This window comes from Pantoea sp. SYBGC1, assembly GCF_057197005.1.
This window is the reverse complement of record NZ_JBXUNM010000001.1, coordinates 639,776-664,860: the sequence shown is the minus strand read 5'-3', so window position 1 is coordinate 664,860 and position 25,085 is coordinate 639,776. Positions and strand designations below refer to the sequence as shown.

Here is a 25,085-nt window from a genome sequence, read left to right as displayed (position 1 = left end):
ACGTCCTGTTAAACAGGCGAGAAGGGTAATGAGTCTGCGGGCAAAAAGAAAGCGCTAAAGTGAAAAGGCGATGCCTGCCGCCGGACGGCGGGCATCGCACAGAGAGCGGTCAGTAGGCCCCGTCGCGGCGCAGTACCACGCCGGCGGTTTTAAACAGAATGGCAATATCGGTCCACAGCGCCCAGTTTTTTACATACCAGGAATCAAAATAGACGCGGGTGTCATAATCAATATCATTACGACCGCTTACCTGCCACAAACCGGTCATACCCGGTTTGGCCATCAGGTAGTAGTCAACGTCACCGGCATAGCGCTCCAGTTCAGCTTCGATGACCGGACGCGGTCCCACCAGGCTCATCTCTCCGCGGATCACGTTCCAGAGCTGCGGCAGCTCATCGAGGCTGGTTTTACGCAGGAAGCCGCCGATGCGGGTAATGCGCGGATCGTTTTTCAGCTTAAAGTCACGATCCCATTCTGCCCGCGCCTCATCGCTGGTGGCCAGCAGCGCCTGCAGGACCTCCTGGGAGTTGGTGACCATAGAGCGAAACTTCAGGCATTTAAACTTTGCGCCATCCTGACCTACGCGCTCATGACCGTAGATAGCGTTACCGCCATCGCGTTTCACCATCCAGCAGAGCAGGCCAAATACCGGGGCGAGAAACAGCAGCAGCAATGACGCTACCACAATATCAAAGGTGCGCTTCAGGAAGCGTGATGAGCGCTTGGCCAGATTATTGCTGACGCGCAGAATCATCACTTCATGACTAAAGATAAATGACATATCGGTACCGTAAAGCGGTACGCCCCGCAGCGTCGGGATCACTGAGACAGAGCGGCATTTCATTCTGGAAAGAAACTTCAGCCAGTGATCGCGTACCGCCTGCTGTTCATATTCAGTCGCCACGATAAACTGCGTGTTATCACGATCCATGGTCTGCCAGTTGATATCCTTGCGGGTGATAACCGGCACGCCGTTGAGTTTATCCGGGATGTTTTCATCATCCAGGGAGATAAACGCCTGCACGTTATAACCGAGGATCTCTTCACTCTGCAGCGCGGCATAGGCTTCAAGGGCATTTTTGCCTGAGCCGATGATAATGGTCTCTTTCTGCCACTGTCCTGCACGGCTGATCGCCCGTTTTACCATTGCGCGCATCAGCGGCAGCAGCAGCAGCGCCCAGCTCCAGCTGAACACCCAGACCATGCGTGAAAAATCCCATTTTGAAAAGGCAATCAGCGCCAGATCCAGCAGTGAAAAAACAAACAGCGTTTTGACCACTTCTTTCAGCTCAAACCAGAAAGGTTTGCGATAGGTGTAGTGCCGCATCCGGACCCAGAACCAGGCGGTACAGAGTACCGAGAGGCCAAGCTGCGCGATAAACCGGTACTCAATCTGCTGCGGCGGAATAAAGCTGTCCAGCTCTCCCCAAATTCCCTGGACGGTAGCCGCTGATAAAAACAGCGCCAGATTAAGTGCAATAAGATCGGAAAGACTTAATGCGACTTTAGCAATGAGATTTTTGCGCAGGCCGCTCCATGAGCGGGTTGCGTCATTCATTACAATTGTACTTGCCATAACACCTGCTCTCTTTTCTTAAGTAAAAGATGGCCTGACCAGAATCAAGTACGCGCTCAGGATTGGTGGCTGAGAGGCAAAATAACGTTCGCTATCAGCACACTAACCATTAGTTATTTCTCAAGCGCTGCACGGCAAGGGCCGGATAAGACGTGATATAAGTCACGAAAACAGCAGCAACGTTTACGAGTATGCAAGAGGAATCTGACAGAGTTAATATGGAATTACTCTTAAAAGGAAATTATTGACCCGGGGGATTATCAGCTATGTTATTGAATAAACAGAGATGGTGATGAAAAAGAGGACAAAAACAGCGCTTTTTTTCAGCGAATTTTAGGAATCACCGCCATACGCAGGTATGACGGTGTGATGAAATCAGGCAGGGCGATTGAGTACCCAGCGATCCTGCTCTTTGTCATAGTGACCAATTTTCAAATCAACAGGCTCGCCATCAATCCACGCCGGCACGCTGGTCTCATGGTCCCAGCCATCAAGCTGATAGCTCAGTCCCGGGTTAGTCTGACAGGGAATAGAGACGGTATCAGGTTTATCGCCTCCCATCTCTGCATCAACAATCTCATAGCGACCAATTTTGACTACCGTTCCCATTTTTTGCTCCCGTTTGCTGACTGATATGTAAGATCATAGTCGCTGCTGACCGCTTCAGGGGCGCTAAAACCTCAGATTATTCTCGCTCTTCGCTGACGCGCACGCCGACTTTCATGATTTTATTATCCTCTTTTTCCGCGACGGTCCAGGTCAGCTGCTTCCATTCTACCTGGTCGCCTACTACCGGCGTGCTGCCGAGCAGGCTCATCACCAGCTGCCCCAGTGACTGTTGATCGCTGGTTTCATCATCCAGCTCCAGGCCATAAATTTGCGCCACGTCCCGCAGGCGGGCATCGGCGTCGAGAATAAAGTCGCCGAAAAAGCGCTGGTCAAGGGCCACCGGCGGCGTCTGACTGAACATTTTACCCAGCGCCGGTAAATCGCGCTCGCGGCCTATTACGCACAGTACATCGCCCTCTTTTAGCCGGGTAGCGCCGCTGGGATGCATCAGCGTGTTATCACGGAACAGCGCCGCAATGCGCGTTTCACGCGGCATTTTGAGATCGCGCAGCGCCGCACCCACACACCATTTATCGGCATTAAGCTGATAGACAAACTGCTCCCACGGATTTTCCGGATGGATATCAAGCCCGATACGGCTGACAGGCGAGGCGAGCGGCGGAACAACCACTCTGGCGCGTTTCGCTGCGTAACCCAGCGACGTTCCCTGCAGCATCAGTGACACCAGCACTACAAAGAATGCGATATTAAAATAGAGCCTGGCATTCTCCAGTCCCGCCATCATCGGGAACACAGCCAGAATGATCGGCACGGCGCCACGCAGGCCGACCCAGCTGATAAAAATACGTTCCCGACCGGTGAACCCTTTGAAAGGCAGCAGTCCGACCAGAACCGACAGCGGGCGGGCGACCAGAATCAGCCAGAGCGAGAGGATCATGGCCGGCAGGGCGATGTGCCACAAATCGGATGGCGTCACCAGCAGCCCCAGTACAATAAACATGCCGATCTGGCTGAGCCAGGCCATGCCATCAAACGTTTGCAGAATGCCGTGGCGGTTGCGGATAGGACTGTTGCCCAGTAAAAAGCCACACAGATAGACCGCGAGGATTCCGCTGCCTTCCATCACCGTGGTCAGTGCGAATACGATAATGCCACCGCTAAGCGCCAGCAGCGGATAGAGTCCCTGAGCCAGGCTGATACGGTTAACCAGCTGCTGCAGCGCCCATCCGCCGCCGAGGCCAAAGACGATGCCCAGACCAAACTGCTGTACCAGATGTACCACAAACATCCAGCTCAGACCGCTCTGACCCTGCTGGATCATATCAATCAGCGTGATGGTCAGAAACACGGCCATCGGGTCGTTGCTGCCCGATTCAATCTCCAGCGTGGAGCTGACGCGTTCGTTCAGGCCTTTATCACCCAGCAGAGAAAAAACCGCCGCTGCGTCCGTTGAGCCGATAATGGCGCCAATCAAAAATCCCTGCATCAGGTCGAGTTTAAACAGCCAGGCTGCGATTAAACCGGTCAGGCCGGCGGTGATCATGACGCCGATTGTTGCCAGCGACAGCGCCGGACCGAGCGCGACTTTCAGCGAGCTGGCTTTCGTGCGCATGCCGCCATCCAGCAGAATAACCGCCAGTGCAAGGTTGGAGACCAGATAGGCTACCGGGTAGTTATCGAAGGCGATACCGCCGATGCCATCCACACCGGTCAGCATACCGAGCGCGAGAAAGATCACCAGAATAGGGATGCCAAGACGCGAGGAAAATGAGCTCAGCAAAATGCTTGCAGCGACCAGCACGGAACCAATAATAAAAAGACTGTAAATCATGCTGGTATTCAATAGCATTCTCCTGCAACCGGGCCAAAACTGACAAGCACGAACAATTCGTACAAATAAGTTCAAAAGATAATGCCTTATCAACGGCTTGTCAGCGCTTAATTTCCTGTTTTTTGTTTATGCGAGCTATGATGACATTAAAGAGGAAAATCCTGCAACAGACGGGTCGTTTTGCGGGTAAACAGGTCGTAATCAGATATAAAAAAGCCGGTCAGTGACCGGCTTGCGATTCAGGCCTCGGCAGCCTGCTTGTGGAAAAGCTCCCGGAATACCGGGTAGATATCTTCAGGTTCGCGAATATGCTGGATAGCAAAATTGTCAAACATAGCCTGCAAGTGTTCATATTCGCGCCACAGCGTCTGATGGGCCCGCCGGGTGATCTCGATATAGCTGTAATAGCGTACCACCGGCAAAATATGCTTCGCGAGGATCTCGTGGCATAGCGGCGAATCATCTGCCCAGTTATCGCCGTCTGACGCCTGCGCCGCATAAATATTCCACTGGGACGGGTCATAGCGTTCTTTGACCACCTCATCCATCAGCTTCAGCGCGCTGGAAACAATGGTGCCGCCGGTTTCCTGCGAGTAGAAGAATTCCTGTTCATCCACCTCTTTTGCCTGCGTATGGTGACGGATATACACCACTTCAACGTTTTTGTAGGTACGACTCAGGAACAGGTAAAGCAAAATATAGAACCGTTTGGCCATATCTTTGGTGGCCTGATCCATTGAGCCGGATACATCCATCAGGCAGAACATCACCGCCTGACTGGAGGGTTCAGGACGTTTTTCAAAATTTTTGTAGCGCAGATCGAAGGTGTCAATAAACGGCACCCGTTCGATACGCGCGCGCAGTTCAGCAATCTCATGACGCAGTCGATCCTCTTCAAGCAGCTGCGCAGGCTCGCTGTTTTCTACCTCATGCAGGGCTGCTTCCAGCTCATGCAGCATACGGCGCTTGCCTGCTGTCATGGCCGTACGCCGGGCGAGTGAGTTCTGTAATGAACGTACCACGCTGATGTTGGCCGGAACGCCGTTTGAGGTAAACCCGGCACGATGCGTTTTAAACTCATTAAGCTGGCGATGCTGATTTTTACGCAGGTTTGGCAGCGCCAGGTCTTCGAATAGCAAGTCGAGGTACTCATCTTTCGATATCTGAAAGACAAACTCATCCTGCCCCTCACCATCCTGACTGGCGTTGCCCTGACCGCTGCCGCTACCGCCCGCGCCGCCCTGAGGCCGCTCGACACGGTCATTCTGTACAAAGTGATCGTTGCCGGGATGAACACGATGGCGGCTTCCGCCGCGACCCTGATGAAAAACGGGTTCGTTGATGTCATCAATCGGAATCGACACCGACTCACCACTCTCTGTATCGGTTACCGAACGCTTGTTGATGGCCTCGGAAATCGATTGCTTGATTTGCGACTTATAACGGCGCAGAAAGCGCTGCCGGTTGACCGCACTCTTGTTTTTACCGTTGAGACGCCGATCGATAAAATAGGCCATGGTTTCCCCTCAACTGCAGTGTAAGCCAGGCCGGAAAGGGCTCTCCGGCCTGATTAACGGCGCGCCAGGCGCCGGGCTTACGGATCGATTATGACGATTTACGCACGCGGAGATACCACTCGCAGAGCAGACGCACCTGTTTGCGGGTATAGCCTTTCTCCATCATACGGTCGACAAAATCATCATGTTTTTTCTGCTCATCGGTAGACGTTTTGGTATTGAACGAGATAACCGGCAGCAGCTCCTCAGTATTGGAGAACATTTTTTTCTCAATGACCGTGCGCAGTTTCTCATAGCTGGTCCAGTTTGGATTACGGCCGCTATTTTGCGCCCGGGCGCGAAGAACAAAGTTGACGATTTCATTACGGAAATCTTTTGGATTACTGATGCCGGCTGGTTTCTCTATTTTCTCCAGTTCCGCATTAAGCGACTCACGGTCAAACAGTTGCCCGGTATCCGGGTCGCGATACTCCTGATCCTGGATCCAGAAGTCGGCATAGGTGACATAGCGGTCAAAGATATTCTGACCATATTCAGAATAGGACTCCAGATAGGCGGTCTGGATCTCTTTACCAATAAACTCCGCATATTTCGGAATTAAATACCCTTTCAGATGCTCCAGATATTTCTCTGCCTGATCCTGCGGAAACTGCTCCCGCTCAATCTGCTGCTCCAGCACGTAAAAGAGATGAACCGGGTTAGCGGCCACTTCAGTGTGATCAAAGTTGAACACGCGCGACAGAATTTTGAAGGCAAAACGGGTTGAGAGGCCATTCATCCCTTCGTCGACGCCCGCGTAATCGTGATACTCCTGCCAGGATTTCGCTTTAGGATCGGTATCTTTCAGGCTTTCGCCGTCATACACCCGCATTTTCGAGTAGATGCTGGAGTTTTCCGGCTCTTTCATCCGCGACAGGATAGTGAAGCGTGCCAGCGTTTCAAGTGTGCCGGGGGCGCAGGGCGCAGTAGTAAGATCGCTGTGGTTAAGCAGTTTTTCGTAGATTTTGATCTCTTCTGAAACGCGCAGGCAGTAAGGCACCTTAACGATATAGACACGGTCGAGGAAAGCTTCATTATTCTTGTTGTTGCGGAAGGTGACCCACTCCGATTCATTGGAGTGCGCCAGAATAATGCCGTTGAAAGGCAGCGCGGAAATGCCTTCTGTACCGTTGTAGTTGCCTTCCTGCGTAGCAGTCAGCAGCGGGTGCAGCACTTTAATCGGCGCTTTGAACATCTCAACGAACTCCATGATGCCCTGGTTCGCGCGGCAGAGTGCACCAGAGTAGCCATAGGCATCCGGATCGTTTTGCGCATGGTTCTCAAGCTTGCGAATATCAACCTTACCTACCAGCGCAGAGATATCCTGGTTATTTTCATCACCGGGTTCGGTTTTAGCGATAGCCAGTTGTTCCAGGATTGATGGCCACACTTTTACCACTTTAAAACGGGTGATATCGCCGCCAAACTCATGCAGGCGTTTTGCTGCCCACGGCGACATAATGGTGCCCAGGTAGCGCCGCGGTACGCCATACTCTTTCTCCAGAATATTGGCATCTTCCTGCGGGTTAAACAGGCACAGCGGATGATCGTTAACCGGGCTGCGTTCGCCATCGGCACTCAGTACATAGATAGGCACGCGCTGCATCAGCGCTTTTAAACGTTCAGCGAGAGAGGATTTACCGCCGCCCACCGGACCGAGTAAATAGAGGATCTGTTTCTTCTCCTCCAGCCCCTGCGCCGCATGTTTCAGGTAGGAGACGATCTGTTCAATCGCTTCCTCCATACCGTAAAACTCTTCAAATGCCGGGTAACGGCCAATAACACGATTCGAGAAGATACGGGAAAGGCGTGGCTCCTGAGCGGTATCAACCATAACGGGCTCACCAATAGCCGTTAACAGTCGTTCTGCCGCATTGGCGTATGCACTGCGATCCTGCTTACAGATAGTAAGAAATTCCTGCAGTGTGAACTCTTCGTCCTTGGCAGCTTCATAACGCTGACGATAGTGATCGAATATATTCATAGCGATGCCCGTCCTGTTAGAATTGTTGGGAACAATAAACGTAACCTTACAAACAGTGGTGCCAACCTCTCATTTTTAAGGATATAAATCTCTCTGCTTCTCTATTGTTATGAGCGTGTATCGGATAAAGATCAAGTAGTAAGTGGCGCAGGATTAAACGATTAGCGCACAAAAAACGCGCAAATTTCCGCATATTGTTTTAAGCCACGATCGTTTTGCGAAATATTCGCCTGTGAGGATGGGAGACGGCCTGTAAAGATGCCAACAACTCTGTTCGGCATAAGCTGCGTAAATTTCTGCAAGATGTGAAGAGTGGCAGAATTAGCCAATCCGGTTCACAGCAGATTGCCTCTGTTACCAAATATTCGCTAGACTGCAAAAGCAATTAGTGACTTAACAGGCAAAATATAGAGTGAACACATTTAAATTTTCTGCGTTTATGCTGCTGTCTCCCGCGCTGGCGACCGCATTTGCAGCTCATGCTGACCCGCTGTCGCTGGGCGCCTCTGTTATCTATGCTCAATCGCCTTATCGTGGCGGACAGGATCGCTATCTGCCCGTACCGGTTATCAACTATGAAGGCGAAAACTTCTGGTTTCGCAGCCTGCAGGGCGGCTATTACCTGTGGAAAGACCCGCAGAATCAGCTGTCGCTGACGCTGCTCGGTTCGCCACAGCAGTATGACCCGGATGATAACGATCTGGGCGATATGAAATCTCTGGATAAGCGCCGGATGACGCTGATGGCGGGTGGCACCTATCGTCATGTTGCAGAGTGGGGGATCCTGCGCACGGCATTACTGGGTGATGTGCTGAATAACAGTAATGGCATCATCTGGGATCTGACGTATCTCTACCGCTTTGAGTTTGGCGCATTCAGCCTGACGCCCGGTATCGGAGCCCTGTGGAATAGCGCAAATCAAAACCGTTACTACTACGGCGTCTCTTCGCATGAGAGTGCCCGTAGCGGTATCGCCACCTACCGGCCCGATGACAGCTGGTCGCCCTATGTCGAGCTGAACGCCAGCTACCAGCTTAGCCAAAACTGGAACGCCAGTTTTTCCGGGCGCTACACCCGCTTTGATGATGAGATTAAAGACAGCCCGATGGTTGATAAAAACGGCCAGGTCACGCTCTGGACCGGCCTCAGCTACAGCTTCTGATGCACTATCGCAACGCCTGATATCAGGCGTTGTTTTTTTGTAGCCGTACCGCGCAGGAGGGATGATGCAAAATGTCTGGATCAATGGTGCTTCGCTGCCCGCTATCGGGCAGGGAACCTGGTATATGGGGGAAAACCCCGCGCTGCGTGCTCAGGAGATCGCTGCGCTGCAGGCGGGGCTTGCTGCCGGATTGCCGGTGATAGATACAGCCGAAATGTATGCTGACGGTGAAGCTGAGAGAGTGGTAGGTGAAGCGCTGCAGGGGCGGCGCGATAGCGCCTGGCTGGTTTCCAAAGTCTATCCGTGGAACGCCAGTGAAGCTGATATCACCGGAGCGTGTGAGCGCAGCCTGCAGCGACTCAAAACTGACTACCTCGATCTTTATCTGCTGCACTGGCGCGGTAATATCCCGCTGGAGGAGACCCTGCGCGGCATGGAGAAGCTGGTGGCGCAGGGAAAAATACGCAGCTGGGGCGTATCAAATTTTGACAGCGACGATATGGAAGAGCTGTGGGGAGAGGAGGGCGGCTTCTCCTGCGCGACGAATCAGGTGCTGTACCATCTCGCATCCCGCGGCATTGAGCATACGCTGCTGCCGCTCTGCCAGCAGCGTGCCATGCCGGTAATGGCTTATTGCCCGCTGGCCCAGGCGGGGCGGCTGCGTCAGGCGCTGTTTGATAATGCGCAGTTGCTGGCGCTGGCACGGGATAAGCAGATTAGCGTGGCGCAGCTGCTGCTGAGCTGGGCGATCCGGCATGAGGGTATAATAGCGATACCGAAAGCAGGCAGCGTCGCGCACGTTCAGGAAAACGCTGCAGCGCTGAACGTTATGCTCAGCGCCGAAGAGATCGCCTTACTTGACCAGCTGTTTCCTGCCCCGCAGCAGCGCGTGCCGCTGGATATGGTTTAAGCGGGCTTGGCGCTCCGCACGCGTAAGGTTGTCCCCAGGCGGGCAGGTGTTTCGCCCGCGCTTTTCAGCGGTTTGGTAATGCGCGCTGTCTCGACGCAGACCATGCTCTTGTAGCCATCATTCGGCATATCTCCCATGCTGCAGGAGAGTTCAGGGCCCGGGTTCCAGGTGACAACGTCACTTTGATAGTGATGGTAGACCTCAATCTGCCGGCTGCCGCCGCTGTCTTTAATGACGCTGCACTCGTCAGGCGCGGTATAAATACGGTCGATCCGTCCCGGGTAGCGCTGTACGCCGCTGCTGTTTTCGCCCGGTGAGTTATCCGCCACTTTATCGATAAACGTCTTACCCAGCCCGCTTACTGCGGTTTCAGCAATATCCGCCACGCTAAAATAAGCATGCAGCGCGGCTGTCGCGTCGAAATCGCCCCAGGCTTCAAGTTCAATCTCGCACTGGTCGGCCAGTCGGAAACGGGCCAGCAGAGTAAAGTCGTGAGGCCAGAGCTTTTTCGTCTGGCTGTTACTTTCCAGCGTGAAAGTCAGCATGACGGCATCGTCATTTTCATCGTGTGCTGTCAGCGTCCATAGCTGGGTACGGGCAAATCCGTGAGCCGGTTCACCGGCAGGGCCAAACCACGGCCAGCAGATCGGCACGCCGCCGCGAATCGCTTTACCTGCTTTAAACGCGCTTTTATCGCTCAGCCAGAGAACAGGCTGCTGACCGCTGGGCTGCCAGGCGAGCAGATGCGCGCCCTGAAGCGCGATAGCCGCACGAACTTTAGGATGACTGATAACCACGACCGGCAGCTCATCCTGCTGACGCAGCGACAGGTAAGGGGTTATCTGCTCTGTCACAGGCAGTGTAAAAAGCGTATTTGGCATCGTTCAGCCTCTGTTTATCTGGTCGAAAAAAAAGGGCGACCGAAGTCACCCTTATTGATATAGCCTGGTCGCTTATTTAGCTGCAACCAGAGCAATCAGGTCGAGAACCTTGTTGGAATAACCGGTTTCGTTATCGTACCAGGAAACCAGTTTCACAAAGTTATCATTCAGCGCGATACCAGCTTTGGCATCGAATACTGAAGTCAGTACTTCGCCGTTGAAGTCAGTAGAAACCACGTCATCTTCAACATAGCCCAGTACATCTTTCATTTCGCCTTCTGAAGCCGCTTTGATAGCTTCACAGATCTCTTTGTAGGTTGCTGCTTTTTCCAGACGAACGGTCAGGTCAACCACAGAGACGTTAGGCGTAGGAACGCGGAAAGCCATACCGGTAAGTTTGCCGTTCAGCTCTGGCAGTACTTTACCCACCGCTTTTGCTGCGCCAGTTGAAGATGGGATGATGTTCTGTGCTGCACCGCGGCCGCCGCGCCAGTCTTTATGTGACGGGCCATCAACGGTTTTCTGGGTAGCAGTAGTAGCGTGAACGGTGGTCATCAGGCCTTCAACGATACCAAATTTATCGTTGATGACTTTTGCCAGCGGAGCCAGGCAGTTGGTGGTGCAGGATGCGTTAGACACGATATCCTGGCCAGCATATTTATCAAAGTTGGCACCGCGTACAAACATTGGGGTGTCATCTTTAGATGGACCGGTCAGAACCACTTTCTTTGCACCGGCAGAGATATGCTTACGTGCGGTTTCGTCAGTCAGGAAGATCCCGGTTGCTTCAGCAACAACGTCAACGCCTGCTTCGTCCCATTTGAGGTTAGCCGGGTCTCTCTCAGCGGTAACACGGATTTTTTTGCCGTTAACAATCAGCGCGCCATCCTGTACTTCTACGGTGCCGTCAAAACGACCATGGGTAGAATCGTACTTCAGCATGTAAGCCATGTAATCGGCGTCGAGCAGGTCGTTAATCGCGACGATTTCGATGTCTGAACGCTGCTGAGCAGCACGGAAAACGATGCGACCGATACGGCCAAAACCGTTGATACCTACTTTGATAGTCATATATTCCACCAGCTATTTGTTAGTGAATAAAAGGTTGGCTGTAAAATTACAAAAACCTTACCAGGCGTCAAGCGGAATCGTGTCAATTGTTGCGACAGGTCAATTCCAACGCCAGGAATAATCTGTATTGCAACCGCTTGCGTGCCGATTTTACAGCGCGTCTATCTTACGCTGATTAGCGTGTGAAAAGGGAAGTTTGTCACAAAGAGTGATCGTCATCACAAAACCACGCTGCAGCGACCAGGGCAGAAAAGTTCGCACAAAAAAAACGTCGGGCAATGTTGTCCGTTTGTTAGAATAGTAGCTGATTTCTACAGAAAGATACTCTGGAAGCAAAAATGGCAAAAGATACCGCATCTGAAGCAAAAATCGGCCAGCTGTCGGAAATGCAGCGCTACGTCACGCAGCATCGGGGTACTGAGCCACCCTTTACCGGCGCGCTGTTACACAACAAACAGGATGGCATTTATCACTGTCTGGTCTGTCAGGCACCGCTGTTTCTGTCAGAAAGCAAATATGATTCGGGCTGCGGCTGGCCAAGTTTCTACCAGCCGGTCAGCGATGAGGCGATACGCTACCTGGAAGATGATTCGCACGGCATGCACCGGGTTGAGATCCGCTGCGGCAGCTGTGACGCGCATCTGGGGCATGTTTTTCCGGATGGTCCGCAGCCAACCGGTGAGCGCTACTGCGTTAACTCCGCCTCGCTGAGCTTTACTGACGAGCAGGGCAAGCAGCAGGAGGGATAGAATGAAGCAGGAACTGAATGCGATGCTGGATGCGATGACGCCTGAGATCTATGCCCGTCTGGCAACCGCAGTTGAAACGGGTAAATGGCCGGATGGGGTGGCATTAACGCAGGAGCAGCGCGAACACTGTCTGCAGCTGGTCATGCTGTGGCAGGCGCGTCACAACGATTCACCTCAGCATATGAGCATTGCCAAAGGGGGAGATATTGTGACGAAGTCTAAAAAGCAGCTGAAAGAAGAGTTCGGCATTGAGCCGGATGTCACGCGCATCAATCTGCACTAAGAAAACAGGCTGGAATAACCAGCCTGTTTTTCAGATTATTTCCGCACCCTGCGCCTGCATTTGCGCCAGTGCTATGTCACTGTCTTCCGGGTTGAGATTCACGCCGCGGCAGCCCTCTTTAACGACCTGAACGTGATATCCGAGCTCCAGCGCATCCAGCACGCTATATTTCACACAGTAGTCAGTCGCAATTCCCAGCATAACCAGATGCGTAATATCGCGTTCGCGCAGCCAGTTATCCAGTTCAGTTTTGCGCCGGTGTCCGTTATCGAAAAAGGCGCTGTAACTGTCGACATCCACGTCTCCACCTTTATGAAATATTGCGTCAATCAGAGAGCGATCGAGGTCGGGATGAAAATCTGCGCCCGGGCTGTTTTCTATACCGTGGTCCGGCCACCAGATTTGCGCCAGCCCGTTAAGCTCACCCAGCGTATAGACCGGCTCGCCGGACACTGAAGCAAAGCTGCCGTGATTTGCCGGATGCCAGTCCTGCAGGGCCACAACACACTCGCCGCGCTGGTGAAACTCACGCGCATAGCGATTCGCTACCGCCACAGTATGATCGCCTTCGCGCACGGCCATCGGACCGCCGGGGCAAAAGTCATTCTGGATATCGATAATTACCAATGCCCGCTTCATATCATTCTGCTCCGTTCAATCTTCTGTCAGTTCGCCACGTAAGTTCTGCTGCATTCTGGCACGAATTTCATCGGGACTAAGGTCCTGACTTAATAAATAGTGCAGTTTTGTTAACGTGGCCTCAACGGTGAGATCAAAACCGCTGATTACGCCAGCATGCTCCAGCGCATTGCCGGTGGCATAGCCGCCCATATTCACTTTGCCGGACATGCACTGCGTCAGGTTAACTACGATAATCCCGCGCTCGCTCGCCTGCTGCAGCTCATGCAGGAACTCCGCATTTTGCGGCGCATTGCCCACGCCATAAGAGCGCAAAATCAGCGCTTTAACCGGCTGGCGCAGGAAATTTCGCACCACGTCTGCAGAGATGCCCGGATAAATGGTAACCACGCCAATAGGCTGCGGTGTGATGGGATGAACCACCAGCTCGCCCGACTGCTTTGGCGCGGGAGACGTATTCAGACGGCGGATATGGATCCCCGCTTCCAGCAGCGGCGACAGATTTGGCGAGGCGAAGGCGTTAAAGCCGTCGGCGTGCGCTTTAGTGGTACGGTTGCCGCGGAACAGGGTGTTATTGAAAAACAGCGCTACTTCATTAATCGGATAGTTAGCCGCCACATAGAGTGAATTCAGCAGATTCTGCTGACCGTCAGAGCGCAGTTCCGCCAGTGGGATCTGCGACCCGGTTACGATCACCGGTTTTGCCAGATTCTCCAGCATAAAGGAGAGAGCTGATGCGGTGAAAGCCATGGTATCGGTTCCATGCAGAATAACAAAACCGTCATAGGCGTCATAATTCTGGCGGATATCATCTGCAATTGACTGCCAGTCCTGCGGCGTCATATCAGAAGAGTCGATGAGCGGGGCATATTCATGAATTGTAAAATCCGGCATCTCCGGCCGGTGAAACTCAGGCATATTGGCCAGCTGCTGCTGAAGGTGGCCTGATACCGGAACATAGCCCTGCGCAGAACGCTGCATCCCGATAGTACCGCCCGTGTAGGCTACATAGATATTTTTCTTTTGCATGAGTGTACTCAGACTTGCCGTAAAACGCGCAGTATAAGGGGATTGACAGGGAAAAGCAGCCCGACCAGCGGCCGGGCTGTAAAATTAGCGAACGCTGCCGCAATTCAGACAAAAGGCGTAACGATTTTGCGGATCGTTAAGCTTACCGAGCAGGCCCGGCTGCGACTGCATAGTGCTGACAACATCCTGCACCGGTGCGGGCAGCCAGATTTTCAGCGCGTCGGGCAGCACCGCCTGCGCCGAGGCGTTCATCTGATTGAGCAGCAGATCAAACATACCCGGTTCATCCTGATACCAGTTCAGCGCAGGCTGTTTCACGCTGGCCAGCGAGGCAGCTTTCGCCACGGCGTCGTCAAAATCACCCAGTGCGTCAACCAGACCATTGTTTTTGGCATCGCTGCCGGTCCAGACATGGCCCTGTGCAATCGCATCAATCTGCTCAGGCGTCTTGTGCCGCGATGCAGCGACCAGACCGATAAAATTGCGATAGCCATTCTCAATCGTCAGCTGCATCAGCTGCTGTACCTCTGCAGGCAGCGTTTTGGTGGTCGCTACGTCAGCGAGCGGGGAGGTGGCTACGCCATCCGTATGTACGCCGATTGCGTCCAGGCTGTTTTCGACCGTATTAATCACGCCAAAGATGCCAATAGAACCGGTCAGTGTAGAAGGTGCGGCGATGATGTAATCTGCCGGCGTTGAAATCCAGTAACCTCCCGATGCGGCCATGCCTCCCATGGAGACCACCACCGGCTTACCGGCTTCATGCGCGGCGGCCAGCTCTTCACGAATCGCTTCCGATGCGGTGACGCTGCCGCCCGGGCTGTTTACCCGCAGCACGATAGCTTTGATGGCGGGATCGAGGCGCGCTTCACGGATCTGTGCGGCCGTTGTGTCACCGCCGACATTGCCTGCGCTCTCTTCTCCATCCATGATCGCACCGCTGGCGAGGATCACCGCGATGTTGCCTTTTTGCTGCGCCGGCTGTTTCAGACGGTAGTCATAGATGCTGACATAGCGGTAGTCATTATTCGCTTTGTCCCAGCCAAAGGTTTTCGCCAGCGCCTGGTCAGCCGCCGCGCGTGAGCTCAGCGTATCCACCAGTTTATTATTCAGCGCATATTTAGCGGTGTCGCCCTGTACTGCCTCCAGCCCGCTGATCACGCCTGCCGCGCCGGGAAAGAGCTGCTCTGGCGTAATCTGACGGTTAGCTGACACCGTATTCAGATAATTTTGCCATAGCTGGGTGATCCAGCGGCTGTCCGCCTCACGTGCATCCGGTGACATGTTGTCACGCAGGAACGGTTCAACGGCTGACTTGTAAGTGCCTACGCGGAAAACGTGGGAAGAGACCTTCAGCTTTTCCAGCAGCGTTTTGTAATAGAGGCCGTTGGTCGCAAAGCCGTGCAGGTCAACCGTGCCCTGAGGCGAGAGCCAGATTTTATTCGCAAAGCTGGCCAGGTAATACTGTGCCTGACTGTAGCTGTCACCCAGCGCATAAACTGGTTTTCCGGTGTCGCGAAACTCCCGCAGCGCTTTACCAACATACTGCAGAGAGGGCTGATCGCCGCCGGCAAAATCGCGCAGATCCAGCACGATACCGGTGATATTGCTGTCAGTTTTAGCCTGGCGAATCGCATCAACCACATCAAACAGGGAGTTTTCCTGCAGGCGATCGCTGTTCGCACCCAGCAGCTGACGGCTGATGCGACTCAGGCGGTTATTCACCGAAGGTTTATCCACCAGCATACCGCTGAGATCGACTTTTAACGCTCCCTGCTGAACCGGTTCACTGTTGCCGGCGCTCGACAGCTGCAGCCAGATGCCGACACCGGCCAGGATCAGAACAATGAGAAACAGGTTAAGGATAAACTCCCGGATAAAATTCAGAACGCGCCAGCTCCAGCGGAACAGACCGGTAATCATTCGCCACAATGTGCGCATAAACTCTCCATATTCACGTAGCCAGGGCCGGCAGCAGGCGTGCGGACCCCGATATCGGCATCATCCTAAAGAGCAGCGGCTGAAAAGTCAGCAGGAATTCGCACCAGACTGTTACAAAAGATCGCGCTGTGCCAGGATTAGCACATCATCAAAAGGCACAGGAGAACCCTTATGGATGCACTGGAGTTATTGACTAACCGCCGCTCAGCTTCGCGGCTGACTGAACCTGCTCCGGCGGGTGAGGTGCTGCAAAACATTCTGCATGCCGGTATGCGGGCACCCGATCACGGTACGCTTCGCCCGTGGCGTTTCGTTATTGCGGAGAATGAGGGACGGGACCGGCTAAGCCGCGTGCTGGAGCAGGCCGCCCGCGAGAGCGCGCTGGATGAAAAAGCCATCGCGAAAGCGGCGGCGGCGCCGTTTCGTGCGCCCATGGTGATAACGGTCATTGCAGACTACAAGCCCTCTGAAAAAGTGCCGCAGTGGGAGCAGGTTGTCTCTGCGGGCTGTGCCGTTATGGCGATGCAGATGGCTGCGCTGGCTCAGGGATATAACGGCATCTGGCGCAGTGGCCCCTGGACCGACCATCCTCACGTGCGGGCGGCGTTCAACTGCAAAGAAAAAGATGCCATTGTGGGCTTTCTCTATCTCGGCACGCCGCAGCTTAAAGCCAGCACCACGGTTGTCGCGCCGGATACCACAGAGTTTGTCTCCTGGTTTTGATTCTCCCGCCTGCAATTTGGCAGAATTGCAGGCGTCGTGCGCAAAAGCACCGCATCCGTGCAGAGAAAGCTTACCTGCAGCAGGCCGCCAGGCTACCATCGCTTCACTGTTTTCGTTAAAGATAAAAGAAAGGATTTGCGCCTTCCATGCGTCTATTTATTGCTGAAAAACCGAGCCTGGCGCGTGCCATCGCAGATGTTTTGCCAAAGCCGCATCGCCGCGGAGAGGGCTATATCGCCTGCGGTAACGATCAGGTGGTGACCTGGTGCGTCGGGCATTTGCTGGAGCAGGCGCAGCCTGATAGCTACGACAGCCGCTATGCCCGCTGGAACCTGGCCGATCTGCCGATTATTCCTGAAAAGTGGCGTCTGCAGCCGCGCCCCTCGGTAGCGAAACAGCTGAAAGCCATAGAAGGCTTACTGCAGCAGGCCAGCGAAATCGTGCACGCCGGCGATCCGGATCGCGAAGGTCAGCTGCTGGTGGATGAGGTGCTGGACTATCTGCAGCTGCCGGCCGGGAAGCGCCAGCGGGTGCAGCGCTGCCTGATCAACGATCTTAATCCGGCGGCCGTTGAGCGTGCGGTGAGCCGGCTGCGCGAAAACCGCGAATTTATCCCGCTCTGCGTCTCAGCGCTGGCGCGTTCACGCGCTGACTGGCTGTATGGCATTAATATGACGCGCGCCTGGACCCTGCTGGGGCGTAACGCCGGCTATGATGGCGTGTTGTCGGTGGGGCGCGTCCAGACGCCGGTGCTCGGGCTGGTCGTGCGGCGGGATGAAGAGATTGAGCACTTTGTGCCCAAAGACTATTTTGAAGTGAAAGCGCATGTCGTCACGCCAAAAGAGGAGCGCTTCGTTGCCAGCTGGGTGCCAAGCGACGCCTGTGAGCCCTGGCAGGATGAAGAGGGGCGCGTGCTGCACCGGCCGCTGGCAGAGCATGTACTGGCGCGTATTGAGGGACAGCCCGCGCAGGTGACCGGCTATAACGACAGGCGTGAATCGGAAACCGCACCGCTGCCGTTTTCGCTCTCCAGCCTGCAGATTGAAGCCGCAAAGCGTTACGGGCTGAGCGCGCAGAGCGTGCTGGAGTGCTGTCAGCGCCTCTATGAGACGCATAAGCTTATTACTTATCCGCGTTCGGATAGCCGCTATCTCCCTGATGAGCATTACGCCGGCCGTCATGCGGTGCTGAAAGCGATCGCTGTGCATCAGCCCGATCTCACGCCGCCTGCTGATTTCAATACGGAACAGAAAAACCGCTGCTGGGACGATAAAAAGGTCGATGCGCATCACGCCATCATTCCCACCGCGCGTACCGGCAAAGTCGCACTCAGCGACAATGAGGCCCGGATCTATGCGCTGATTGCCCGGCAATATCTGATGCAGTTCTGCCCGGATGCGCAGTTCCGCAAATGCGTTATCGATCTGGAGATCGGTGGTGGCCGGTTTGTGGCAAAAGCGCGGTTTCTGGCGGAAGCGGGGTGGCGCGCGCTGCTCGGGAATAAAGAGCGTGACGAAGAGAACGACGGCACGCCGCTGCCGGTGGTCGCTAAAGGCGACACCCTGCTGTGCGAGCGCGGTGAACTGCTGGAGAAGCAGACTCAGCCGCCGCGGCCGTTCACGGATGCCACGCTGTTATCCGCCATGACCGGCATTGCGCGCTTTGTGCAGGATAAAGAATTAAAGAAAGTGCTGCGTGCGACCGATGGTTTAGGAACGGAGGCGACGCGGGCCGGCATTATTGAGCTGCTGTTTCGCCGGACTTTCCTGGTTAAAAAAGGGCGCTATATCCACTCGACGGAGGCGGGCAGAGCCCTGATCCATGCGCTGCCGGAAATGGCGGCGCGGCCAGATATGACGGCGCAGTGGGAGTCAACCCTGACGCGCATCAGCGAAAAAAGCTGCCGCTATGATGAGTTTATGCAGCCGCTGGTGTCAACGCTGACCACGCTGATTGGCGAGGCGCGGCAGCGGCCCTCTTTGCAGGCGTTCAAAGGGCTGGCGGCCGCTTCGCCAGCGCGCGTGAAAGCCAAAAAACAGCGGCGAAAGCCAAAGGAGACGCAATGAGCAGGTATACAACGGGAGTGGCGCTGGCGCTGCTGGTCTGCAGCACTAGCGCGCTGGCAAACCGGATGCCGGAGCCGGGGCGGATGGGTAATACGGATGTGGTGGTGGATATGCCGGCGGAAGTCTGGACGCAGGGCCAGAATCGTCAGCAGAACAGCTGCCTTCAGTGCTGCATTTATGAAAACCGCAGCTATTCAGAAGGCGCAGTGGTCAAGGCCGAAGGGGTACTGCTGCAGTGCTCGCGGGATGAAAAGGTGCTGGGCACCAATCCACTGCTGTGGAAAATCATTAAATAGTTAAGCGTGGCGCACAGGCGCCACGCTTAACGTTTACAGATCGAACGTCGCCCAGACGGGAGCGTGGTCAGAAGGCTTCTCCATGCCACGAATAGCGTAATCGATACCGGCATCGACGCAGCGTGCGGCCAGCGGCTGACTGGCCAGCAGCAGATCGATGCGCAGTCCGCGGTTGTCATCGAATCCGCGCGAGCGGTAGTCGAACCAGGAAAAGCGATCGTTTGTCGTCGGGTTTCTGGCACGCCAGGTATCGGTGAGGCCCCACTGCAGCAGCCGATCCATCCACTCACGCTCTTCCGGCAGAAACGAGCATTTTCCGGTACGCAGCCAGCGCTTGCGGCTCTCTTCACCAATCCCGATATCCAGGTCGGTGGCGCTGATATTCATGTCGCCCATGATCAGCAGCGGCTTGTCAGCGGCAGCGTGTTCCATCAGATAGCTCTGCAGATCGCGGTAGAATTTCTCTTTAGCCGGGAATTTAAGCGGGTGATCGCGGCTTTCACCCTGGGGGAAATAGCCGTTGATAACGGTGATGTTACCTGCCGGGCTCGGTATCTCCGCCATAATCAGGCGTCGCTGAGCGTCAGCGTCATCGCCCGGAAAACCGCGCATAACCCGTACCGGTGCGTTTTTGGTAAGTAGCGCAACGCCGTAGTGACCTTTTTGTCCATGATAGAAGACGTGATAACCGAGCTGGCTGACCTCTTCCAGCGGGAACATCTCATCGTGAACCTTGGTTTCCTGCAGGCCGATAACCTCAGGCTGATGCTGTTCCACCAGCGCGGCCAGCTGATGAGGGCGTGCGCGCAACCCGTTGATGTTGAATGAAACAAATTTCATATCGCTGCCATTTTAATAACCTGTATGCGGCGCGATGGTAACGGCTTTTTGGCAAAAAGTCATGCCCGAAGCGGAGCAGGCAGCGCAGTATCAGAGGGGAGGAGTAAACGAAGCGTTTTCAGGATGTCGCGAACGGAACAGGAGATGGTGGCGGGAGAAGGATTCGAACCTTCGAAGTCGATGACGGCAGATTTACAGTCTGCTCCCTTTGGCCGCTCGGGAATCCCGCCACTTGCCTGAATCTTTGTGCCTGAAGGCGGGGCGCATCATACCAAATGCGTTCCGCCTGTAAAGCACCGGATGTAAAAATAAAACCTGTTTGCCCGTTTTTTACGCGTAGCGCTGAAGAGTTAGACAGTTCAGCGCACTGGCGCGAAAACGCGCTTAAAGAATAATCGTGCGGTTGCCATAAACAAACACGCGCTGGCCGAGCACTTTATAGAGCGCGCGACTCAGTACGTTTTTTTCCACATCGCGTCCGGCACGCATCATCTCTTCAGCGGTATAGCTGTGATCCACGTTGATGACATCCTGCATAATGATTGGACCTTCGTCCAGGTTGTCATTGACGTAGTGCGCCGTTGCGCCAATGATTTTTACGCCGCGTTCATACGCCTGATGATAAGGGCGCGCGCCGATAAAAGCTGGCAGGAACGAGTGGTGAATATTGATGATCTGGTTCGGGTAGCGCTGCACAAAAGCAGGCGTCAGCACGCGCATATATTTTGCCAGCACCACGTAATCAGGCTGATAGCGATCGATCTCTTCCGCCATGCGATTGTCGTGCTCTTCGCGCGTCTTGCCTTCATGGCTGACCAGCACAAAAGGAATATCAAAACGTTCTACCAGCGAGCGCAGCGTATCGTGATTGCCGATAACCGCAGCGATCTCCATATCCAGACCACCAAACGCGCTTTTCATCAGCAGGTCACCCAGGCAGTGCGCCTCTTTTGTGACCAGAATAACAACGCGGCGGCGACCGGCAGTGTGCAGCTCACGCACGGAACCGGCCGGCAGAGCGCTATCGAGATCGGCCAGCAGCGTATTGTCGTTAAAAATGCCTTCCAGCTCGGTGCGCATAAAAAAGCGGCCGGTGCGGTGATCGACAAACTCATTGTTTTGCACAATGTTGAGTTCATGCTTGTAGCAAATGTTGGTGATCTTGGCGATCAGACCTTTAGCATCAGGGCAAATGGTCCGTAAAACTTTTCGTTGCAGTGTTTGCGCTTGCATCTCAATCAAGGTCCTGTCAAAGCGATAAGGGTATTACCATTGCGGCGAAGCGGATATCAGCCACAACATTTTTTGTATTTTTTGCCAGAGCCGCAGGGGCAGCGATCGTTACGCCCGATTGCTGGCGCTGTTCCATCCACATAGTACCAGCGACCCTCCTCCCGAAGAAAGCGTGAACGTTCAGCGATGGCTGACTCGCGCTCTTTTTCGCGGTAGCGCGCAAAAAAGGTCACAAAGGCTTCGTTCTCATGGATGCCATGATTACAACAGGTTACATTTAGTCCGAGCCACGTTGTACCGGCAAAACTTTCAGACAAACGCGCCATTAGATCGACGCTGCGCTGGCTGGCGTGCCAGGTTTCTGTCAGATAAACTGCATTACCCGTGGCGTAGGCCGTATAGCGAGATCGCATCAGCTGTTCAGCACTTAGCGGGATGGCCTCGCCGTTTAAAAAGGGCTGACAACATAAGCTATACTGCTTCCCGCTGCAGCAGGGGCACTTTTCGGACACATCATCTCCTGAGAGTGGTTAACGTTATCATAGGCGTGCGCTATGGTAGCCGACTGCGTGGCATGATGCTACGTACCAGCGGCATCACGAGGTAAGATGAGAAAGGTCAAAATTGGACTGGCTCTGGGATCGGGCGCCGCAAAGGGCTGGGCGCATATCGGCGTTATTAATGCGCTGGAGCGTGCCGGTATTGAAATTGATGTGGTAGCGGGCTGTTCAGTCGGCGCGCTGGTTGGTGCCGCCTACACCAATGGTCACCTGGCAAACATGGAGAAGTGGGTCAGCGCGTTTCGCTACTGGGATGTTATACGCCTGATGGATCTCTCCTGGCAGCGCGGGGGGCTGTTGCGCGGCGATCGCGTTTTTAGTCATATTCGCCAGCTGATCCCGCATGACCAGATTGATGGCGGCCTGAAACCTTTTGGCGTGGTTGCCACAAACCTGAGTACCGGCCGTGAGCTCTGGCTGACTGAGGGCGATCTGCATCAGGCCGTGCGCGCTTCCTGTAGTATGCCAGGCTTATTACCACCCGTTGGCTACAATGGATACTGGCTGGTGGATGGCGCGGTGGTAAACCCGGTGCCCATCTCCCTGACGCGCGCGCTCGGTGCAGACATTGTTATTGCGGTCGATCTTCAGCATGATGCGCATCTGATGCAGCAGGATCTGCTGTCGGTAACGCCGGAAAACGGCGATGACGCGGCAGAGGCGCTCTCCTGGGGTAAAAAATTGCGTCAGCGTCTGATGGGATTTACCCGCCAGCGCGCGGTGCAGTCACCTGGCGCAATGGAGATCATGTCGACCTCGATTCAGGTGCTGGAAAACCGCCTTAAACGCAACCGTATGGCGGGCGATCCGCCGGATGTGCTGATTCAGCCGTTTTGTCCGCAGATCTCAACGCTGGACTTTCATCGTGCTGAAGAGGCGATGGCTGCCGGTAAGGCGGCCGTAGAGAAAAAAATGGATGAACTATTACCACTGGTCCGTAGCAGATAGTCAGTTGTTCATTCAGGGGGGTTGTCGCTGATGACAATAATTAAAGGCGCAACTGCATTTTATGAACCACTATTGCAATATCTGGTACGCAGGGGGAGAGAATGGAAAAACCACTACTCGGCAAAAAGATTCTCATTGTCGAAGATGAGGTCGTTTTCCGTTCATTGCTGGAAAATGTACTGACCAGTTTGGGGGCAACAGCCCTGCAGGCTGGCGACGGGCTGGAAGGTCTCGACGTTCTGTCGTCGCACAGCGCCGATCTGGTGATTTGCGATCTGGAAATGCCCCGGATGGGCGGTATTGCGTTTGTTGAGCATCTGCGCAGTCAGGGGAATATGGTGCCTGTGCTGGTCATATCCGCCACCCAGAATATGGCTGATATCGCGCATGTGCTGCGGCTTGGCGTGCAGGATGTATTACTGAAACCGCTAAAAAATATCGAACGCTTCCGCGAGGCTGTGTTTGAGTGTCTTTATCCCTCGATGTTCACCTCCAAAGTGGAGGAGGATGAGCAGCTGTTTCAGGACTGGGATGCGCTGGCCCGCGATCCGATCGCCGCGGCAAAACTGCTGAAGCAGCTGCAGCCGCCGGTGCAGCAAACCATTGCGCACTGCCGCATTAACTACCGACAGCTGACCATGGCGGAACAGCCAGGGCTGGTACTAGATATCGCTGCGCTCTCTGATAAAGATCTCGCCTTTTACTGTCTGGATGTTACCCGGGCGGGCGACAACGGCGTGCTGGCCGCGCTGCTGCTGCGGGCGCTGTTCAACGGTTTACTGCAGGAGCAGCTGTCCGGACAGCATCATCGGCTGCCGGAACTCAACGGCCTGCTGCGTCAGGTGAATATGCTGCTGCGCCAGGCAAACCTTACCGGGCAGTTCCCGCTTCTGGTGGGATACTATCATCGCGAATTGCGCAAATTAATTCTGGTTTCAGCAGGACTTAATGCCACGCTGCACATGGAAACGCAGCAGCTGCAGTTAAACAGCGGTGTACCGCTGGGCACGATGGGGGGGACCCATCTTAATCAGATTTCTCAGCATACGGGCGCCTGGCAATGCCACGTCTGGGGCGCCGGAGGGAGGCTCCGTCTGATGTTATCGGGTGAAGAATAAGCAGTTAAACAGCGGGTTAAATCAGTTGAGCGACAGCGCCAGACCTATCCTTTACACTTGGGTAAAAGTCTTAAATTCCATGGATTAACTTTATCCAGGATAATTCCGCCTGATACTAACTGATATACTCATTTCGTTTTTTAAACCGACATATCAAGTATTAACTTGAGCGGCCTATTAAGAGAGGTATTTGATGTCTGCCTATAAGTCAAAAGTAAAAAAAGCGGTAATCCCGGTTGCAGGTTTAGGTACGCGTATGCTGCCAGCGACCAAAGCTATTCCAAAAGAGATGTTACCGCTGGTCGATAAGCCGTTGATCCAGTATGTCGTAAATGAGTGTATTGCTGCGGGCATTAACGAAATTGTGCTGGTTACGCACTCTTCTAAAAACTCAATCGAAAACCACTTTGATACCAGTTTCGAACTGGAAGCCATGCTGGAGAAGCGTGTAAAGCGTCAGCTGCTGGATGAAATCCAGTCTATCTGCCCGCCACACGTCACCATTATGCAGGTGCGTCAGGGTATCGCTAAAGGTCTGGGCCATGCGGTCATGTGTGCACATCCGCTGGTAGGCGATGAGCCGGTAGCGGTCATTCTGCCAGACGTTATCATCGACGAATATGAGTCAAACCCGACTAAAGACAACCTGGCAGAGATGCTGGCGCGTTTTGAAGAAACCGGTCACAGCCAGATCATGGTTGAGCCAGTAGCAGACGTGACCGCATACGGTGTGGTTGACTGCAAAGGCGCCGAACTGAGCGCGGGCCAGAGTGCACCAATGGTTGGTGTTGTTGAGAAGCCAAAAGCGAGTGAAGCGCCTTCTAACCTTGCGGTCGTGGGTCGTTACGTTCTCTCTGCTGATATCTGGCCTCTGCTGGCTAAAACCCCTCCGGGTGCAGGCGGCGAAGTTCAGCTGACCGACTCTATCGCTATGCTGATGGAAAAAGAGACTGTAGAAGCTTATCACCTGACTGGCGTCAGCCACGACTGTGGTAACAAGCTGGGTTACATGCAGGCTTTTGTTGAGTACGGCGTACGTCACCCGGTGCTGGGCAAAGATTTTGCACAGTGGCTGGACAACGCAGTAGGCAATAAAAAGTAATTCATTATGCACAGGAT

23 protein-coding genes and 1 tRNA gene are annotated in these 25,085 nt (G+C 54.2%); 10 read left to right on the top strand and 14 right to left on the bottom strand.

Features of this window, described 5'->3' with window-relative positions; all coding sequences use genetic code 11:
- Nucleotides 1-109: 109 nt before the first annotated feature.
- The 5 genes from wbaP to yeaG form a co-directional block, all read right to left on the bottom strand.
- Nucleotides 110-1,576, bottom strand: a complete 1,467-nt coding sequence (wbaP, locus tag AC2CF9_RS03100; protein WP_484556228.1) for an undecaprenyl-phosphate galactose phosphotransferase WbaP — start codon at nt 1,574-1,576, stop codon at nt 110-112.
- A gap of 375 nt (nt 1,577-1,951) precedes the next feature.
- On the bottom strand, nt 1,952-2,185 hold the full coding sequence (locus tag AC2CF9_RS03095) for a DUF1480 family protein (RefSeq protein WP_039384706.1): 234 nt from the start codon (nt 2,183-2,185) through the stop codon (nt 1,952-1,954).
- Nucleotides 2,186-2,261: 76 nt separating this feature from the next.
- Nucleotides 2,262-3,989, bottom strand: coding sequence for a potassium/proton antiporter (locus tag AC2CF9_RS03090; RefSeq protein ID WP_484556227.1), 1,728 nt, complete (start codon nt 3,987-3,989; stop codon nt 2,262-2,264).
- 227 nt (nt 3,990-4,216) lie between these two features.
- Nucleotides 4,217-5,494: a YeaH/YhbH family protein gene (locus AC2CF9_RS03085; protein ID WP_039384703.1), complete on the bottom strand. Its 1,278-nt coding sequence runs from the start codon at nt 5,492-5,494 to the stop codon at nt 4,217-4,219.
- 88 nt (nt 5,495-5,582) lie between these two features.
- Entirely contained in the window at nt 5,583-7,517 is a 1,935-nt protein-coding gene (gene yeaG, locus AC2CF9_RS03080; RefSeq protein ID WP_065649162.1) for a protein kinase YeaG, read from the bottom strand.
- A gap of 412 nt (nt 7,518-7,929) precedes the next feature.
- Between yeaG and AC2CF9_RS03075 the strand changes: the two genes are divergently transcribed.
- The gene (locus AC2CF9_RS03075; RefSeq protein ID WP_370513321.1) at nt 7,930-8,679 is read left to right on the top strand and encodes a MipA/OmpV family protein; all 750 of its coding nucleotides are present in this window, start codon (nt 7,930-7,932) and stop codon (nt 8,677-8,679) included.
- 61 nt (nt 8,680-8,740) lie between these two features.
- Nucleotides 8,741-9,589, top strand: a complete 849-nt coding sequence (locus tag AC2CF9_RS03070) for an aldo/keto reductase (protein ID WP_484556226.1) — start codon at nt 8,741-8,743, stop codon at nt 9,587-9,589.
- On the opposite strand, the gene AC2CF9_RS03065 is transcribed toward AC2CF9_RS03070, so the two are convergent.
- Nucleotides 9,586-10,470 carry a D-hexose-6-phosphate mutarotase gene (locus tag AC2CF9_RS03065; RefSeq protein ID WP_150016262.1) on the bottom strand — a complete coding sequence of 295 codons (885 nt, stop codon included), beginning with the start codon at nt 10,468-10,470 and terminating at the stop codon, nt 9,586-9,588. The genes AC2CF9_RS03070 and AC2CF9_RS03065 overlap by 4 nt on opposite strands.
- 72 nt (nt 10,471-10,542) lie before the next feature.
- Entirely contained in the window at nt 10,543-11,541 is a 999-nt protein-coding gene (gene gapA, locus AC2CF9_RS03060; protein WP_039384694.1) for a glyceraldehyde-3-phosphate dehydrogenase, read from the bottom strand.
- A gap of 338 nt (nt 11,542-11,879) precedes the next feature.
- On the opposite strand from gapA, the gene msrB reads away from it, so the two are divergent.
- Together msrB and AC2CF9_RS03050 are read left to right on the top strand one after the other, a co-directional pair.
- Entirely contained in the window at nt 11,880-12,290 is a 411-nt protein-coding gene (gene msrB, locus AC2CF9_RS03055) for a peptide-methionine (R)-S-oxide reductase MsrB (RefSeq protein ID WP_039384692.1), read from the top strand.
- A gap of 1 nt (nt 12,291) precedes the next feature.
- Nucleotides 12,292-12,573, top strand: coding sequence for a YeaC family protein (locus tag AC2CF9_RS03050; protein ID WP_150016261.1), 282 nt, complete (start codon nt 12,292-12,294; stop codon nt 12,571-12,573).
- A gap of 30 nt (nt 12,574-12,603) precedes the next feature.
- On the opposite strand, the gene pncA is transcribed toward AC2CF9_RS03050, so the two are convergent.
- From pncA to sppA, 3 genes are all read right to left on the bottom strand, one after another.
- A complete protein-coding gene (gene pncA / locus AC2CF9_RS03045) occupies nt 12,604-13,212 on the bottom strand; it encodes a bifunctional nicotinamidase/pyrazinamidase (RefSeq protein ID WP_150016260.1) in 609 nt (202 codons plus the stop codon).
- 15 nt (nt 13,213-13,227) lie between these two features.
- Nucleotides 13,228-14,241: an asparaginase gene (gene ansA / locus AC2CF9_RS03040; RefSeq protein WP_484556225.1), complete on the bottom strand. Its 1,014-nt coding sequence runs from the start codon at nt 14,239-14,241 to the stop codon at nt 13,228-13,230.
- 84 nt (nt 14,242-14,325) lie between these two features.
- Entirely contained in the window at nt 14,326-16,182 is a 1,857-nt protein-coding gene (sppA, locus tag AC2CF9_RS03035) for a signal peptide peptidase SppA (RefSeq protein WP_484556224.1), read from the bottom strand.
- Between the two features lie 171 nt (nt 16,183-16,353).
- On the opposite strand from sppA, the gene AC2CF9_RS03030 reads away from it, so the two are divergent.
- The 3 genes from AC2CF9_RS03030 to AC2CF9_RS03020 all read left to right on the top strand — a co-directional run bounded on the left by AC2CF9_RS03030 (nt 16,354) and on the right by AC2CF9_RS03020 (nt 19,267).
- On the top strand, nt 16,354-16,905 hold the full coding sequence (locus AC2CF9_RS03030; RefSeq protein ID WP_039384682.1) for an NAD(P)H nitroreductase: 552 nt from the start codon (nt 16,354-16,356) through the stop codon (nt 16,903-16,905).
- Nucleotides 16,906-17,051: 146 nt separating this feature from the next.
- A complete protein-coding gene (locus AC2CF9_RS03025; RefSeq protein ID WP_484556223.1) occupies nt 17,052-18,971 on the top strand; it encodes a DNA topoisomerase III in 1,920 nt (639 codons plus the stop codon).
- Nucleotides 18,968-19,267: a YnjH family protein gene (locus tag AC2CF9_RS03020; RefSeq protein WP_150016256.1), complete on the top strand. Its 300-nt coding sequence runs from the start codon at nt 18,968-18,970 to the stop codon at nt 19,265-19,267. The genes AC2CF9_RS03025 and AC2CF9_RS03020 overlap by 4 nt, the downstream gene beginning before the upstream one ends.
- 33 nt (nt 19,268-19,300) lie before the next feature.
- On the opposite strand, the gene xthA is transcribed toward AC2CF9_RS03020, so the two are convergent.
- The 4 genes from xthA to AC2CF9_RS03000 form a co-directional block, all read right to left on the bottom strand.
- On the bottom strand, nt 19,301-20,107 hold the full coding sequence (gene xthA, locus AC2CF9_RS03015; RefSeq protein WP_484556222.1) for an exodeoxyribonuclease III: 807 nt from the start codon (nt 20,105-20,107) through the stop codon (nt 19,301-19,303).
- 145 nt (nt 20,108-20,252) lie between these two features.
- A tRNA-Tyr gene (locus AC2CF9_RS03010) sits at nt 20,253-20,337 on the bottom strand.
- Between the two features lie 154 nt (nt 20,338-20,491).
- Nucleotides 20,492-21,340 (bottom strand): formyltetrahydrofolate deformylase, encoded by an 849-nt coding sequence (gene purU, locus AC2CF9_RS03005; protein WP_065649176.1) that lies wholly within the window; start codon nt 21,338-21,340, stop codon nt 20,492-20,494.
- Between the two features lie 56 nt (nt 21,341-21,396).
- Complete coding sequence (locus tag AC2CF9_RS03000) at nt 21,397-21,852, bottom strand: YchJ family protein (RefSeq protein ID WP_484556221.1); 456 nt, start codon at nt 21,850-21,852, stop codon at nt 21,397-21,399.
- Between the two features lie 96 nt (nt 21,853-21,948).
- Here AC2CF9_RS03000 and rssA point away from each other — a divergent pair, with 96 nt between their 5' ends.
- From rssA to galU, 3 genes are all read left to right on the top strand, one after another.
- Nucleotides 21,949-22,848: a patatin-like phospholipase RssA gene (gene rssA, locus AC2CF9_RS02995; RefSeq protein ID WP_150016253.1), complete on the top strand. Its 900-nt coding sequence runs from the start codon at nt 21,949-21,951 to the stop codon at nt 22,846-22,848.
- Between the two features lie 101 nt (nt 22,849-22,949).
- Nucleotides 22,950-23,966, top strand: a complete 1,017-nt coding sequence (rssB, locus tag AC2CF9_RS02990; RefSeq protein WP_484556220.1) for a two-component system response regulator RssB — start codon at nt 22,950-22,952, stop codon at nt 23,964-23,966.
- A gap of 193 nt (nt 23,967-24,159) precedes the next feature.
- On the top strand, nt 24,160-25,068 hold the full coding sequence (gene galU, locus AC2CF9_RS02985) for a UTP--glucose-1-phosphate uridylyltransferase GalU (protein WP_150016251.1): 909 nt from the start codon (nt 24,160-24,162) through the stop codon (nt 25,066-25,068).
- Nucleotides 25,069-25,085: the final 17 nt, after the last annotated feature.

Coding starts and splice junctions, on each gene's coding strand:
- wbaP (WP_484556228.1), bottom strand. CDS start 1,576: ATGGCAAGTACAATTGTAATGAATGACGCAACCCGCTCATGGAGCGGC.
- AC2CF9_RS03095 (WP_039384706.1), bottom strand. CDS start 2,185: ATGGGAACGGTAGTCAAAATTGGTCGCTATGAGATTGTTGATGCAGAG.
- AC2CF9_RS03085 (WP_039384703.1), bottom strand. CDS start 5,494: ATGGCCTATTTTATCGATCGGCGTCTCAACGGTAAAAACAAGAGTGCG.
- yeaG (WP_065649162.1), bottom strand. CDS start 7,517: ATGAATATATTCGATCACTATCGTCAGCGTTATGAAGCTGCCAAGGAC.
- AC2CF9_RS03070 (WP_484556226.1), top strand. CDS start 8,741: ATGATGCAAAATGTCTGGATCAATGGTGCTTCGCTGCCCGCTATCGGG.
- AC2CF9_RS03065 (WP_150016262.1), bottom strand. CDS start 10,470: ATGCCAAATACGCTTTTTACACTGCCTGTGACAGAGCAGATAACCCCT.
- gapA (WP_039384694.1), bottom strand. CDS start 11,541: ATGACTATCAAAGTAGGTATCAACGGTTTTGGCCGTATCGGTCGCATC.
- msrB (WP_039384692.1), top strand. CDS start 11,880: ATGGCAAAAGATACCGCATCTGAAGCAAAAATCGGCCAGCTGTCGGAA.
- AC2CF9_RS03050 (WP_150016261.1), top strand. CDS start 12,292: ATGAAGCAGGAACTGAATGCGATGCTGGATGCGATGACGCCTGAGATC.
- pncA (WP_150016260.1), bottom strand. CDS start 13,212: ATGAAGCGGGCATTGGTAATTATCGATATCCAGAATGACTTTTGCCCC.
- ansA (WP_484556225.1), bottom strand. CDS start 14,241: ATGCAAAAGAAAAATATCTATGTAGCCTACACGGGCGGTACTATCGGG.
- sppA (WP_484556224.1), bottom strand. CDS start 16,182: ATGCGCACATTGTGGCGAATGATTACCGGTCTGTTCCGCTGGAGCTGG.
- AC2CF9_RS03030 (WP_039384682.1), top strand. CDS start 16,354: ATGGATGCACTGGAGTTATTGACTAACCGCCGCTCAGCTTCGCGGCTG.
- AC2CF9_RS03025 (WP_484556223.1), top strand. CDS start 17,052: ATGCGTCTATTTATTGCTGAAAAACCGAGCCTGGCGCGTGCCATCGCA.
- AC2CF9_RS03020 (WP_150016256.1), top strand. CDS start 18,968: ATGAGCAGGTATACAACGGGAGTGGCGCTGGCGCTGCTGGTCTGCAGC.
- xthA (WP_484556222.1), bottom strand. CDS start 20,107: ATGAAATTTGTTTCATTCAACATCAACGGGTTGCGCGCACGCCCTCAT.
- purU (WP_065649176.1), bottom strand. CDS start 21,340: ATGCAAGCGCAAACACTGCAACGAAAAGTTTTACGGACCATTTGCCCT.
- rssA (WP_150016253.1), top strand. CDS start 21,949: ATGAGAAAGGTCAAAATTGGACTGGCTCTGGGATCGGGCGCCGCAAAG.
- rssB (WP_484556220.1), top strand. CDS start 22,950: ATGGAAAAACCACTACTCGGCAAAAAGATTCTCATTGTCGAAGATGAG.
- galU (WP_150016251.1), top strand. CDS start 24,160: ATGTCTGCCTATAAGTCAAAAGTAAAAAAAGCGGTAATCCCGGTTGCA.